The organism is Cesiribacter andamanensis AMV16 (genome assembly GCF_000348925.1).
In the GTDB taxonomy this organism is placed as follows: domain Bacteria; phylum Bacteroidota; class Bacteroidia; order Cytophagales; family Cyclobacteriaceae; genus Cesiribacter; species Cesiribacter andamanensis.
Map to the genome: position 1 here is coordinate 1 of NZ_AODQ01000119.1, position 13,729 is coordinate 13,729.

Below are 13,729 nucleotides of genomic sequence, written 5' to 3' on the forward strand. Positions count from 1 at the left end.
GGACTTAACGCCGGGGCCCTGGTACGGGAGCTGGCCAAAGAGATCAAAGGGGGCGGCGGCGGACAGGCCTTTTATGCCACGGCCGGCGGCAAGGAGGTAAGTGGCCTGCCGCAGGTAGTGGAGAAGGCTCGCAGCCTGGTGCAGCAGGCCTGATCACACGGGCAATACCCGTAGCGGGTGCACGTTTTTGGGATGTTTTTTGTTTGGCTCAAAAGGCTCATTGAACAGAATAAAGATGATAGTAGTACAAAAAATAAGCCTGCTGCTGTTGTTAGCGGCAGTGGGGTCCTGTTCTAACAACAAGGGGAATGGCAACAGCACTGCTGATGCCAACACCGACCCCAATGCGGTAGTGCTGAGCGGCACCATTGCCAATGCTCCCGCCCAGGGACTGGTGATCCTGGAAGAGATCCGTCAGTCCCAGGCCGTGCCGGTTGATACGCTGGCCGTTACCAATAACTCCTTCAGCCAGCAGGTTGCCATCAGTGAGCCGGGCTTTTTTCGCCTGAACCTCTACAACCAGCAGTATGTAACCCTGGTGCTGGGCTCAGAAGATGTGCAGATCACAGCCGATATGGCCGCTGCCCCCGGCAATGCCCGGGTACAGGGCTCTACCGATACCCGCTACCTGGACGAGATAAACCAGCTGGTGCAGCAAAGCCAGCAGCAGGTGGCGGCCCTGGAGCAGCAGTTTCTGCAGGCCCGGCAGGAAGGCAACAGCGTGCGCATGAAGGAGCTGGAGCAACAGTACCTGCAGGGCGAAAACAGCTGCGCGAACGGATCAAAGCCAAACTGCGCAGCATGGAAAGCTCTATTACAGCCGTGTATGCCGTGAATTACCTTAACCGGGAAGAGGACTTTCCCTTTTTGGATACGCTGGCCACCCGCCTGAGCCAGGACCTGCCCTCTAGCCGCTACGTGCAGGATTTTGCCCAGGGGGTAGATAAAATGCGCGGCACCACCATTGGTCAGGTGGCGCCTGAGATTTCCCTGCCCAATCCCGAGGGGGTAACCAAGCGTCTCTCTGACCTGCGGGGCAATATTGTTATGATCGATTTCTGGGCAGCCTGGTGCGGCCCCTGCCGGCGCGAGAATCCCAATGTGGTGCGCCTGTATGAAAAGTATAAAGACAAAGGCTTTGAGATCTATGGGGTATCGCTGGACCGCAGCCGGGAAGACTGGGTGGCTGCCATCGCCAAAGATGGCCTTACCTGGACGCAGGTAAGCGACCTGAGCTACTTTAATTCAGAGGCGGCCCAGACCTACGGCATCAATGCCATACCAGCCACCGTGCTGCTGGACAAGGAAGGGCGCATCATTGCCCGCAACCTTCGGGGCCAGGCCCTGGAAGATAAGCTGGCTGAGATCTTCGCCAAACAATAATTCCAAAAGCCCTACGGCAAGTCATTAAGCCCTGCGCTCACCACTATCAGAAAGCCTTGGGAATATTCCTGAGGCTTTTTGTATGAATGGAGGTGCCGGAGAAAGCCGTGTTTCATTCGTTAAGGGTCGTGGGCCGGTGGCAGAACTGCTTCAATTGTAGGGAAATAGGGAGAAATTGGAAGATATCGCCAAAATGCTTATTTGGCCTTCTGAAGCCGAACTCATTCTAAGTGATGCTGTTAGGGGAAAAAGGGAATTGACCCCTTCTATTTGTTGGATTTAACGGAATGAGATAAATGGAATACAGCCAACTACTACAGTCGGTACAAAAACTAAATTTCATTAAAGATAAGCAGATGGCAGATGAGGCCATCAAATGCACCCTCAGCAATGCCATCAGTGGATTGCCCGAAGAGGATGCCCGTGAGTTTGTAGCACCCCTGCCAGATCCTATCAGCTATAATGACCTGCAGGAGCGGCAGGATGAGCCCGAAAGCGTATCGCCGCAGGAGCATCTGCAACAGCTCAGCAGCCAGCTGGAGGTAGATCAGCAACAGGCCGAGGAACTGGTTCGCAATGTGTTTTCACTCCCCCTTCGCAGCTTTGAGGAGGAGCAGCGGGAGGCCTGGCTAAAGCGGTTGGATAAGGAATGGGCATCCTTTGTCCGGAAGTTTGACCGCTTCTAGGAGAGGATTTCGCTGGTTTGAGTCCGCAACTCGGACCTCTTTATACTGGTCGGAGGTCTTAGCTGCAAGCTCGAACCAGCGTAATGAATTATGCCTTGAGAAATAGGCCTATACCCCTGATTTGTATTTTTTAGTGTCGGGTAAACCGCTTGCTTACCCAGCCTTTATTGGTTTTGATGCGCAGCAGGTAGTGGCCGGGTGCCAGTGCTCTGGTCTGCAGCTCCAGCCTGGGGGCATCCTGCCGGCTGAGCCCGCCCAGCTGCCTGCCAAGTGAATCGATCAGAATGATCTCCTGCAGGCGCAATCCTTCTTTGGCTTCAAGCACCAGCCGGTTGTGAGTGGGGTTGGGGTAGAGCTCCAGCAGGGCCAGCAGCTTTTCTTCAAGCCCGTTGGGATTATTATTGGCCGAGAGGATCCAAAGCTCGGGGTCGATGCGCATTTCGGCTACCTCAAAGGGCACCTCCAGCGTAAACTGTTGTTCCTGCTGACGATGATCGAGCACCACGGTGCTGCGGTCCAGGCCATTGCGGCCAATGAGCTCCACCGGTACGGGCATTTCAAAAAAATCAACCGAGGCGGGTAGGGAGGTGGTCTGGCTCAAGCTGATGGTAAGGCTGCTGCCGCTTTGGCGGAAATAGCTCACATAGCTGGGGTAGCCCTGCCCGTAATACCAGTCGCTGAAGAATTCTGTCAGATCTTTGCCGCTGCTGGCCTCCAGGTGCCGCTGCACATCCTGGGCCCGGGCAAAACCGAAGGCCAGCTGCGGATCATTCAGGTAGTTGCGAATGCCGCTGAAAAAGGCCTCATCGCCCACTACCCAGCGGAGCATGTGCAGCACATAGGCCCCCTTGTTGTAGCTCAGGCGGCCATCGAAAATGCGGCTTACACTGGTAGTGTCGGGCACCCAAACCGAGCCCCCGGGCTGGGCGGTGATGGAATTGACCAGGTTTTGTTTCCAGATCTGCCAGGCTGCCGGCCCCCCCAGCCGCTCTTTGGTAAGGCCGGTGAGGTAGGTGGCAAAGCCTTCGTTTATCCAGATATCCTGCCAGCTGCCACAGGTGATCTTATTGCCGAACCACTGGTGGGCCAGCTCGTGGGCCATCAGGTCATAGTTCAGGTTTACCATAAAGCTCATGGTCTGGTGTTCCATGCCGCCGCCCCAGCTAAACTGGGCATGGCCGTACTTTTCATCGGCAAAGGGGTAGCGGCCAAAGAGTTCGTTAAACAGCTGCATCATGCCGGCAATCTGGCCCGACTGCTGCCGCCACTGGGCTTCCGACTGCGGAAATACGTAGTTGAGCACCTGAATAGGAGCCCCATCGGTGGTGGGTACCTGATCGCTAAAAGCTACATAATTGGTTACGGCCAGGGCCACCAGATAGGTAACAATGGGGTAGCGATGCTGCCAGTGATACACCATCTGCTGGCCCTCCTGCCGCTCGGCTACCAGCAGGCCATTGCTGGCAGCTTTGTTGCCCAGGGGGGTGCGTATCCAGATATCGATCGAATCGATCTTATCCTCAAGCGATTGCTTGCAGGGCCACCAGTCCCGCGCCCCGTATGGCTCGGAAAGGGTCCAGACAATGGGGCCGCTACTGTGCTGAGCCTGTTCAAATGATCCCCAGCCGGTGGCAGGGGGTACCCCCTGGTAGTACACAGTAACCGAATCGAGCCGGGAGGCAGGCAGGCTGGCAGGCAGCGCAATGCGCAGCAGCTTGGGGCTGTCCTGGTCAAAGCCAATTTTCTGCTGCTGGTAAAGAACCGAATCTACCCGTAGGGCTCCGTCCAGATCAAACCAGAGCTCGGACAGGGCCTGTTCCTGCGGAATAAAGTGAGAGGTAATGGCTCCCTTGATGTAGCGCCTAGCCGGGTCGATCTCCCACTGCGCCCGCTGGTACACCAGATCATAGGTGCGGGTTTCGGGAGAGGAGCGAAAGCCCTGGCGGGCCGCATGGCTGCGGGCCTCGGCGGTGGCAATAGCCTCCGTACGTTGGGCCAGCCCGGCCAGGGGTACGCCAACAAACAGAAGTAAATAGGAGAGTATCGGCAGAAGTGCACGCATGCTAAGGGGAGGGGTAAGTGGCTAAAAAAGGGGGAAAGCCCTAAATAAAAACTACTACACGGCAATAAACGAAAAAAGGGGCCTCCAGAGGGCACCCTTTCACAAATCTTTTCGCTTGATCAGCTATCCAGCCAGGCTTCGGCTTCTTCCCGGCTGGAAAAATTCCCTATCAGCTCGCTATCGGCATTCTTTTTGAAATTTTGAAGCGAAAGCCGCACAAATGCACTGCGGGGCAGCACAAAGGCAATCTTTTTCATTCCGTTCTTCATCAGCTCCGGCATAACCGATGCAGCATAATCTGAGCCGGCTTTGCTCAGCACAGCCTGATCGGTGGTATCGGACAGGATCGTCTCCACCTCATGCTGCTGAAAACAGCGTACCGAAACATCAATGGCTGCTATAAACTCATTGGCCGTTGCAAACCCTATCCAGGTCTGGTAGAGCCGCTTTCGATCCGGATCAAACACAATCTGTGCATAGGGCTGATCTAACAGCGTTTTTTGCATCATGAACTCATTCAACTAAAGTAGCCTGCAAACTATGCAAAAGCAGCTGATTCGCCAACCCTCTTAGAGCATTCTCTTGGCAAACATGTAGCGGGTAGTATAGTAGCCCTCCAGCTCGCTTACCTTTACGCCGCCATTGGAGGAGGAGTGGATAAAGCTAACCGGCTCGCCGGGCTCAGAGATCACAATACCCACATGGCCTACTTCACGCAGCTTGGGGTTGGTGCCGGTAAAAAACAGCAGATCGCCCTTCTGCACCTCTTCCAGCGCTACCTCGGTGCCCTGTGTGCCCTGCATGCGGCTGGACCGCTCCAGCTCCACATCAAAAGTACCAAATACATGGTGGATAAAGCCCGAGCAATCGAAGCCTTTCAGGGAGGTGCCCCCATAGATATAGGGGGTGCCCATCAGGCTGTTGGCGTAGCGGATCAGTTTATTGGCTTTGGCAGGCGCAGAGGCCGTTTCGCTGATCCGGGGAAGTTTGGCCGTAAGATCGGCTTCTGCTGCGGGCTGCTCAGCCGGTAGTGCCCTGGGTAGTTCGGTAGCGGGCAGGGGGGTATTTGCATGCTCATCGGCGGTCAGCAGCTCGGTATCGGTATTGCTGAGCCTTTCTAGGACTGGAGCTTCCATTTCCTGGGCTTCTTCAGCCACTACGGTATCATAGTGGTCGTCGGTACGGGTGCTGAAAGCAGTAGCCGTAAGGGAGACCATAAAAATCGCAAACCAGGTAAACTTTTGGCCGGCAATGTGCTTCAAGGAGCGCAGAAATTCTTCTTTCCTGAATGTCATTCGTAGGCTTGTTTGTTCAAAGCCTAAACGAATGCCTCTTTTAGTAAGTTCCAGACCTTCTTTTTGCGGCCTACATCGCTGCGGATCAGCGGCAGGGGTTCTACCAGCACAATGGGCCTTCCCTGCTCTCTTTTGAGCTCATAGAGGCCAGCCGCCTGGGTGAGCGGAAGCTCCGGGTGCTGTACCCCAAAGGAAATGAGCTTCTGCCAGTGCTGCTGACGAACCCAGGCCCAGTCGGCGGCCGATGTGCAGCGGCTGATGTTGAGAGTAGCCACCTCTTTGAACTCATACCCGATGGCCTTGAGAATATCCACCAGAAACAGCCCATCGGGTCGATCCATCAGGGGGTGATTGGGGTAGTCTACCAGAATAAGCACCCCCCGCTGCAGGGAGCCCCAGAGCAGATCGGGCTTTGGAGCTTCAGTGCTGCCAGCCGCTGGCGTTACTGCCTGAGCCCCTGCTCCGGCAGGCTGAGCTGCTGCTGCTGCCTGGGGCGGAGCGGCAGCCGGCTCCCCGGCCTGTGGGGCAGGGGGCGCCTGCAGGTCCTGTGGCAGCAGGTACAGGGGGTCGGTAAGCAAATACTGCCAGTACTGGGGGGTATCTTCCGGACGTAGGGGCACCTGTTTGGGAATAAGGGGTTATTTTTTGGCCTTAGTATCTGCCTCGGCAGTGGCCAGGGCTTCATCCGGGTAAAAGATGGAGCGCAGCTCGGTGGCTTCTTCGGGCTTCATACGCTTGGCCAGGACCAGGCGCAGCTGGCGGCGGCGCAGGGCGCTGGCATAGAGTTCTTTTTCTTCTTCGGTTTCGGGCACTACCTCGGGTACATCAATGGGGCGGCCGCTCTGGTCTACCGCCACAAACGTAAAAAAGGCCCGGTTGGTATCTACTTTTTTGCCAGAGGGAATATCTTCGGCCGATACCATGATGTGCACCTCCATGGACGAGTTGAAGGCGCGGGTCACATGGGCCCGCAGGGTTACCACATTGCCCAGCTGTATGGGATTGCCAAAGGAAATGCTGTCGGCCGAGGCCGTTACCACAATGCGGTTGCTGTGCTTTTGCGCTGCAATGGCCGATACAATGTCCATCCAGTGCATCAGGCGGCCCCCCATCAGGTTGTTCAGGGTATTGGTATCGTTGGGCAGCACCAGCTCGGTCATGGTCACCAGCGATTCCCGGGAAAATTTCTTCTTTTTTTGCATTGGTCTTAAAAATGTAGGGGCTGCGGCTGTGCGGGATTAGCCTTGGGCATCCCAGCCCTGCTCGCCGCGTAGTTTTACAAAACTAAACCCATTAAACTCTTCTTTGCGAATTTTGGTCTCGCTTTCCTTGGTGAGGCGCAGCATTTTTTGCTGTTTTTCATCCCCAACCGGTATTACCAGCACGCCGCCAATGCGCAACTGTTGCAGCAGGGCATGTGGTACGGTTGGGGCTCCGGCCGTTACAATGATCTTATCGTAGGGGGCATAGGCAGGCAGGCCCCGGGAGCCATCGCCATGCACAAAGGTAGCGCCGCCATAGCCCATCTGGCTCAACATGGCCCTGGCCCGCTCGTGCAGTTTTTTGATGTACTCGATGGTGTAGACTTTTACGCCCATCTCCAGCAGCACGCAGCACTGATAGCCGCTGCCAGTGCCAATTTCCAGCACCCGGTCGCCGGGCTGCAGGGCCAGCAGTTCGGTCTGAAAGGCCACTGTATAGGGTTGTGAGATGGTCTGGCCCTCGCCAATGGGAAAGGCTTTGTCCTGGTAGGCATGCTCCAGAAACGCGCGTTCAAAAAAGAAATGCCGGGGAATGCGCATAATGGCATCCAGTACCCGTGTATCCCGTATTCCTTTGCCTGCCAGTGTGCGCCCCAGCGCCCTGCGCATTCCCTTATGCCTGTAGCTATCTTCCTGTAACATGATTCTTGCCCCAAATATAGGGGAAAAGGGGTGCCGCAAAAAGCTTTTTTCTGCCCCAGACTTGCATGGGTACCAAACAGCAGGCCGTCTTGGCAGTTATGAAACTATACGTACCTTTGCGCCATGTTTACAGGCATAATAGAGGACCGGGGCCGGGTAGTGGCCATCCGGCCGCAGGGCACCAATATTACATTTGAACTGGAAAGCCGCCTGGCGCCGGAGCTGCGCATCGATCAGAGCGTGGCCCATAATGGGGTGTGCCTTACGGTGGTAGCCCTTAGCGGCGACCGCTACCAGGTAACGGCCATTGAGGAAACCCTGAAAAAAACCAACCTGGGCCAGCTGCAGACCGGCAGCTGGGTAAACCTGGAGCGCTGCATGCCGGCCAATGGCCGTTTTGACGGGCACTTTGTGCAGGGGCATGTAGATGAAACCGCCACCTGCACTGGCATACAGCAGCAGGAGGGAAGCTGGCTGTTTGATTTTGAGTACAGCGCCCAGAGCCCCAACATCACCATTGAAAAAGGCTCTATTACCATCAATGGGGTAAGCCTGACCTGTTTTAACAGTGATGAAAACCGCTTTCGGGTAGCCATTATCCCCTATACCTTTGCACACACCACCTTTGAGCACTTACAGCTGGGCGATACGGTAAATCTGGAATTTGATGTGATTGGAAAATATCTTCAAAAAATTATACATAATCAGAAAATATTCAGAACTTAACAGAGTTATCTTTTTATACTGCGGACTAAATTTTTTGGTGCAATGAACAAGAATCTGCGAATTTTTCTACTGGCGGTACTGGCTACCATGGCTGTAGCGCTAAATGTGTTTGGGGTGATGCCGGTAAAGGCCACTCAGGTATTTCTGAATACCATACTGATAGGCATTGGGCTGGTGCTGGTGGCCGATCTGCTTATCAGAACCCGCCTGCGCGAACGTTCTTAAGCCTTATCCACGCCCTTTTCTTTCCTGCGGCTCAGCAAACGATAGGCCGGAGGCAGTTGTGGCTGTGCCCATAGCCATAGCTTTGCTATGCCCCAGCCCGACAGTATGCCCACCAGTGCACCCACGGTAATGTCGGTAGGGTAATGCACCCCCAGGTAGATGCGGCTGTACGAAACCAGTACGGCCCAGGGAAACAGCCAGGCAAAGGCCCTGCTGTAGCGGCCAAAAAGCGTCCAGAAGAAAGCCGCCACCCCAAATACGTTGGCCGCATGGGAGGAGGCAAAGCCGTACTGCCCCCCGCAGCCACCCACCATCCGCAACAGATGCCCGATCTCCGGGCTGTGGCACGGCCGGGGACGCTCAAAAAAGGGCTTCATAAAGCCGGAGGTAAAGCGGTCGGCCACGGTAATTACCAGCGCAATGGCTACCAGAAGGTACACCGTTTGCCAGCGCTCCTTCCAGATCATCCAGGCCACTAAGCCTATATAGAGGGGTATCCAGAAGAATTTATGGCTGGCTGCCAGCATCACAGCGTCCAGCCAGGGCAGGTGCAGGCTGTTGAGCCAGAGCATCAGGTTTTTATCCCATTGATCGATCTGTTCAATCATAACTATAGTGCAGGGTATAGAAGATACAGGTAGCTTAAGCGTGCGGCTGAGGGCCCATGGCTGGTGGGGTGTAGAACCTGCCCTATATAAACGCCCAGCTCACCGCTAGGCTGATGATCTGTACAGGGCCCATATTCCTGGCAGGCAGTTTTGGCTATTTGGTGTATGCTCCCCACTCAATTCCTTTTTTCAGCAGGCCCAGGGTTTCGGCTTCCCGGCTGCCGGCAGGGGGCTGGTAGTTATAGACCCATTCGGCCAGGGGGGGCATGCTCATCAGAATACTTTCGGTACGCCCCTCGGTATCCAGCCCAAATTTGGTGCCCCGGTCCCAGACCAGGTTAAACTCTACATAGCGGCCCCGGCGCAGGCGCTGCCAGTGTGTTTCAGCCTCGCCATAGGGCAGCGGGCTGTTCTTTTGCATCAGATGGGTATATATGGGGGCAAAGGCCCGGCCTATATCCTGCACAAAGGAAAAGAGCTGCCCCTTCGCCTCAGGCTTGTCAGCTGTAAGCCTATCGAAGAAAATGCCACCGACCCCCCGGGTCTCGTTGCGATGGGGGATGAAGAAGTACTCATCGGCCCACTTCTTATACTCCGGATAGTAGGCAGGATTGTGGCGGTCACATACCTCCTTCAGCTGGGCATGAAACCAGCGGGCATCGGCCGGGTCTACATAATGCGGCGTAAGGTCAATGCCGCCGCCAAACCACCAGGGGCCCCCTTCCATTTCAAAATAGCGCACATTCATATGAATAATGGGCACCATGGGGCTGTAGGGATGCAGTACTATGGATACGCCGGTGGCGTAGAAGTTGGATTCGGCTAGTCCAAGTGCCTGTAGGATCTTGGCAGGGGTCTTGCCCCACACGGCCGAAAAGTTTACGCCGCCCTTTTCGATAATGGCGCCTCGCTCCAGTACCCGGCTGCGCCCGCCGCCGCCGCCCGGGCGCTCCCAGGCATCTTCTTTAAAGGCAGTACCGCCATCGGCGGTTTCCAGTGCGCTGCAAATATGGTCCTGCAATCCCCGGAACCAGTCGGCTATGCTTTGCTTGTTGGGCTCACTCATGCGGCACAAGTTACGGGATTTGGCGAATTTGGAAAAGAAAGCAGGGGAGATGCCACCGGCAAGGGGCTTAATTGTCCTGGTGCTCGTGCTTGGCTTCCAGAATGAGGTTGATCTCATGCACTACCTTGTCCAGTTCCCGGGCAGAATCTTCCAGCCGCTGCATGATGAAGTTGAACTCTGTATCATGCTCAGCCTTGGGCAGCAGGTTAACCAGCCCCAGGATGCGGGCCAGCGGGCCCCGTACCTTATGCGCATTAAAGAAGGCATACTGGATCAGCTGGCGATTTTGCTGGTTGAGCTGGCGGGTGCGTTCAGCAATATTGTTTTCCAGCTGCAGGTTATGCTGGTGAATTTTATCATAGGCCTGCTCCAGCTCCTGCGCCTGGCTTTTAATGGCAGCATGCATATGCTTGAGCTGAGCGTGGTTTTTGTTGTTCTGGCGGTAGTGGTAGTAGAAAAATGCCAGCAGGCCTGCCAGAAAGACCAGAGCGGTAATGGTGGCCATGGTGGCGGCTGTCTGACGCTCCTGGTTGGCCAGAGAGGCCCGCAATTCATGCTCCCGGGCCGCCACGTTGGCCTTCAGGATGCGGTTTTCGCTAATGTTGCGCTCGGCCTGCAGCAGGTGCTGCAGCTGCTGCTGCTCACTGCGCTGGGCCTGTACGCTCAGGCTGTCGCTCAGGCGGCTGTACTGGCGGTTGTAGTAGAGGGCTGCCTGAAAGTTTCCGGCTTCTTCTTCTAGCTGGCTCAGTTCCCGCAGGCAGCGCTTTCGTTCGTTGTTCAGGGAGGTGTGCGTACTGATGCGCAGGGCATTGAGCAGGTGGCGTTTGGCTACCGCATTGTTGTGCAGGTTGCGTTCCAGGCGGGCATTGCTCAGGTAGCCATACACCATTTCCCGGGTGTCTTTTATCTTCAGGGCCAGGCGTAGCGACTGCCCGTAGTAATGCCGGGCAGAGTCCAGCTGGTGCTGGTTCAGGTAGAGGCTGCCCAGGCTGGAGTAGTTCACACAGATGCCGATGGAATCGGCCAGCTGGCGGTTCAGGTGTAGTGCCTGGCGGATGTAGAGCTCGGCTTTTTCAAGGGTGCCCTGGCGGGAATAGGCGAGCCCCAGGTTGCCCAGGTTACGGGCCAGCAGGGGAAGGTTTTTTATCACTTTAGTGATCTCCAGCGATTGCTGGTAATGAACAATGGCCTGCTGGAGGCTATCTTCGTAGTAGTACACATTGCCGATGAGGCTAAGCAACTCGGCCTCCTGATCGGGCAGGGCTTTTTCCTGCGCCAGGCCAAGGCCCTTGTGGAACTCCTCCATGGCCTTGGTATAAAAGGCCACATTGTTATAGATTCGGCCCAGCTGAGCGTATGATCTGCAGAGGTAGACATCCAGCTTTTGCTCCTGGGCCAGGTGCAGCGCCTGGCGGGCGGCATCCAGGGCAGTGGCCAGATCGGCCTCATAGTTGTTCTGTGCCCAATTCAGCAGTGAATCGGCCTGCGGGTGGGCAGTGCGCTGCTGGGCCTGCCCTACAGAAGGGAGCACTGCTAGGATACAAATGCAAACGAGTGGCAGGTACAACTGCTTGAACATGGGGGCTGTGCTGGAAGGGAGATGTAAAAATAACAGGATAAAACTCTATTTCTCTAAAATGTAAGGTTGGGGTAAGCTTTCTGCGCAATCTCCTGCTGCGGTTTTTGGCCCAAGTGCAGGCTTACAAACGTTCGCTTTTACTCAAAAATGGTTAACTTCGCCCAGGATGAAACGCTTTTCCAACATGCCCGAACATTCGCTTTCCAGCCGCACCCTGCCCCATATATCCAAAGAAACTTACCTAAAGGCTTACCGCCTGATGTGCATAGCCGGCCGCATGGCCGAAACGTATGATGAGAACCGCCCCATTGCCTCTAAGTATGTGCACAGCACCTCCCGCGGGCATGAGGCCATTCAGCTGGCTGCGGCCTTTCAGCTCACTTCATCCGATTATGCGGCACCCTACTACCGCGATGAGAGCATTCTCCTGGGCATCGGCATGCCTCCCCATGAGCTGATGATGCAGCTGATGGCCAAAGCCGACGATCCCTTCAGCGGCGGGCGTACCTATTACTCCCACCCCAGCCTGCGCCGGGAAGGCATGCCCACCATTCCGCACCAGAGCTCGGCAACGGGCATGCAGGCCATACCGGCTACGGGCATGGCCCATGGCCTGAAGTACCTGGAAAGCCAGGGGCTGCTGAAAGGAGAGGCCAGGCCGGTGGTGCTCTGCTCGCTGGGCGATGGTTCGGTAACCGAGGGAGAGGTGGCCGAGGCCTTTCAGATGGCCATCCTGAAAAAACTACCCATTGTGTACCTGGTGCAGGACAATGACTGGGGCATTTCTGCTACCGGCTCCGAAATGCGCGTCATGAGCGCCTACGACTACGCTGCCGGCTTTCCGGGCCTGGAGCGCATGAGCCTGGATGGGGCGGATTTTACCCAATCCTATGCCGGGATGGAGCAGGCCTTTGCCTATGCCCGGGAGAAACGTGCCCCCATTCTGGTGCATGCTACCTGCCCGCTGCTGGGCCACCATACCTCCGGGGTGCGCAAAGAATTCTACCGCACTGAAGAAGACCTGAACAAGCACCTGCAGGACGACCCCAGGCCCAGGCTGTACCAGTTTCTGCTGGAAGAACAGCTGGCCACCGAGGCCGAGCTATTGGCCCTGGAGGCCGACGCCCGGGAACTGGTGGCCGAGGCCTGGCAGACAGCGCTGAATGCACCCGACCCTGACCCCGCTACGGTTACGGAGCATGAATTTGCCCCCACCCCCATTACCCAGGAGCAGGGCGAGCGCAGCCCAGCCGGTGCCGAAAAAGTAATTATGGTAGATGCGGCCCTGCATGCGGTAGATGAGCTGCTGCGCAAGCATCCCGAGGCGCTGCTCTACGGGCAGGATGTGGGCGCCCGCCTGGGAGGCGTATTCCGGGAAGCAGCTACCCTTGGCCGCAAGTACGGCGAGGAGCGGGTATTCAATACCCCCATACAGGAGGCCTACATTGTAGGCTCAACGGCAGGCATGAGCGCTGTGGGCTGCAGGCCCATGGTAGAGATTCAGTTTGCCGACTACATCTGGCCGGGCATGAACCAGCTGGTAGAAGAATTGAGCAAAAGCTGCTACCTGAGCCAGGGGCAGTTTCCGGTAGCTTCTGTGATCCGGGTGCCCATAGGTGCCTACGGAGGGGGAGGTCCCTACCACAGCGGCAGCATCGAAAGCACGCTGCTCACCATCCGGGGCATAAAAGTGGTGTATCCCAGCAATGCCGCCGATATGAAGGGACTGTTCAAGGCGGCCTATTACGATCCCAATCCGGTAGTGATGCTGGAGCACAAGGGCCTGTACTGGAGTAAGGTGCCCGGCACCGAAGAAGCCAAAACCCTGGAGCCCTCCGAAGACTACATCATTCCCCTGGGCAAGGCCCGTATTGTGCAGGAAGCCAGCCCCGAAAAGGTAAACGAGGGGGATACCTGCGGCATTATCACCTGGGGCATGGGGGTATACTGGGCCAAGGCGGCCAGCCGCCAGTTTGCCGGCCAGGTAGAGATCCTGGACCTGCGCACCCTCAATCCGCTGGACTGGGAGGCCTGTCAGGCGCTGCTGAAGCGCCACGGCAAGGTGCTGGTGCTTACCGAAGAACCCCTGATGAACTCCTTTGCCGAAAGCCTGGCCGGTCGCCTGAGCCAGCACTGCTTTCAGCTACTGGATGCGCCTGTGATGACCCTGGGCGCCCTGAACCTGTCCTGCCATA

16 protein-coding genes are annotated in these 13,729 nt (G+C 56.4%); 7 read left to right on the forward strand and 9 right to left on the reverse strand.

What is annotated here, in order from left to right; all coding sequences use genetic code 11:
• From ADICEAN_RS22015 to ADICEAN_RS16865, 4 genes are all read left to right on the forward strand, one after another.
• Positions 1-153: DHHA1 domain-containing protein (locus ADICEAN_RS22015; RefSeq protein WP_152426488.1), on the forward strand; the 153-nt coding region annotated here is incomplete at its 5' end.
• Positions 154-235: 82 nt separating this feature from the next.
• The gene (locus tag ADICEAN_RS21495) at positions 236-835 is read left to right on the forward strand and encodes a DUF4369 domain-containing protein (RefSeq protein WP_009196855.1); all 600 of its coding nucleotides are present in this window, start codon (positions 236-238) and stop codon (positions 833-835) included.
• Entirely contained in the window at positions 802-1,383 is a 582-nt protein-coding gene (locus ADICEAN_RS21500; protein ID WP_009196856.1) for a peroxiredoxin family protein, read from the forward strand. Before ADICEAN_RS21495 ends, ADICEAN_RS21500 begins: the two co-directional genes overlap by 34 nt.
• Positions 1,384-1,679: 296 nt before the next feature.
• Positions 1,680-2,069: a DUF2267 domain-containing protein gene (locus ADICEAN_RS16865; protein WP_009196857.1), complete on the forward strand. Its 390-nt coding sequence runs from the start codon at positions 1,680-1,682 to the stop codon at positions 2,067-2,069.
• 130 nt (positions 2,070-2,199) lie between these two features.
• On the opposite strand, the gene ADICEAN_RS16870 is transcribed toward ADICEAN_RS16865, so the two are convergent.
• The 6 genes from ADICEAN_RS16870 to ADICEAN_RS16895 form a co-directional block, all read right to left on the reverse strand.
• The gene (locus tag ADICEAN_RS16870; RefSeq protein ID WP_009196858.1) at positions 2,200-4,131 is read right to left on the reverse strand and encodes a M1 family aminopeptidase; all 1,932 of its coding nucleotides are present in this window, start codon (positions 4,129-4,131) and stop codon (positions 2,200-2,202) included.
• 119 nt (positions 4,132-4,250) lie between these two features.
• Positions 4,251-4,640, reverse strand: coding sequence for a hypothetical protein (locus tag ADICEAN_RS16875; RefSeq protein ID WP_009196859.1), 390 nt, complete (start codon positions 4,638-4,640; stop codon positions 4,251-4,253).
• A 60-nt stretch (positions 4,641-4,700) separates the two neighbouring features.
• Entirely contained in the window at positions 4,701-5,426 is a 726-nt protein-coding gene (locus ADICEAN_RS21505; protein WP_009196860.1) for a C40 family peptidase, read from the reverse strand.
• 23 nt (positions 5,427-5,449) lie between these two features.
• Entirely contained in the window at positions 5,450-6,046 is a 597-nt protein-coding gene (locus ADICEAN_RS16885; protein WP_009196861.1) for a hypothetical protein, read from the reverse strand.
• Positions 6,047-6,064: 18 nt separating this feature from the next.
• A complete protein-coding gene (locus tag ADICEAN_RS16890) occupies positions 6,065-6,628 on the reverse strand; it encodes an acyl-CoA thioesterase (RefSeq protein WP_009196862.1) in 564 nt (187 codons plus the stop codon).
• A 36-nt stretch (positions 6,629-6,664) separates the two neighbouring features.
• Positions 6,665-7,330 carry a protein-L-isoaspartate(D-aspartate) O-methyltransferase gene (locus ADICEAN_RS16895; RefSeq protein WP_009196863.1) on the reverse strand — a complete coding sequence of 222 codons (666 nt, stop codon included), beginning with the start codon at positions 7,328-7,330 and terminating at the stop codon, positions 6,665-6,667.
• Between the two features lie 123 nt (positions 7,331-7,453).
• On the opposite strand from ADICEAN_RS16895, the gene ADICEAN_RS16900 reads away from it, so the two are divergent.
• A complete protein-coding gene (locus ADICEAN_RS16900; protein WP_009196864.1) occupies positions 7,454-8,056 on the forward strand; it encodes a riboflavin synthase in 603 nt (200 codons plus the stop codon).
• 42 nt (positions 8,057-8,098) lie between these two features.
• Positions 8,099-8,281 (forward strand): hypothetical protein, encoded by a 183-nt coding sequence (locus ADICEAN_RS16905; protein WP_009196865.1) that lies wholly within the window; start codon positions 8,099-8,101, stop codon positions 8,279-8,281.
• Here the strand turns inward: ADICEAN_RS16905 and ADICEAN_RS16910 are convergent.
• From ADICEAN_RS16910 to ADICEAN_RS16920, 3 genes are all read right to left on the reverse strand, one after another.
• Positions 8,278-8,889, reverse strand: coding sequence for a phosphatase PAP2 family protein (locus tag ADICEAN_RS16910; protein ID WP_009196866.1), 612 nt, complete (start codon positions 8,887-8,889; stop codon positions 8,278-8,280). The two genes, ADICEAN_RS16905 and ADICEAN_RS16910, sit on opposite strands and share 4 nt — an antisense overlap.
• Before the next feature lie 154 nt (positions 8,890-9,043).
• Positions 9,044-9,955, reverse strand: a complete 912-nt coding sequence (gene hemF / locus ADICEAN_RS16915) for an oxygen-dependent coproporphyrinogen oxidase (RefSeq protein WP_009196867.1) — start codon at positions 9,953-9,955, stop codon at positions 9,044-9,046.
• A gap of 67 nt (positions 9,956-10,022) precedes the next feature.
• Complete coding sequence (locus tag ADICEAN_RS16920; RefSeq protein WP_040397797.1) at positions 10,023-11,486, reverse strand: tetratricopeptide repeat protein; 1,464 nt, start codon at positions 11,484-11,486, stop codon at positions 10,023-10,025.
• Between the two features lie 214 nt (positions 11,487-11,700).
• Between ADICEAN_RS16920 and ADICEAN_RS16925 the strand changes: the two genes are divergently transcribed.
• Positions 11,701-13,729, forward strand: a 2,029-nt coding sequence (locus ADICEAN_RS16925) for an alpha-ketoacid dehydrogenase subunit alpha/beta (RefSeq protein WP_236612943.1), incomplete at its 3' end; no start/stop codon positions are given.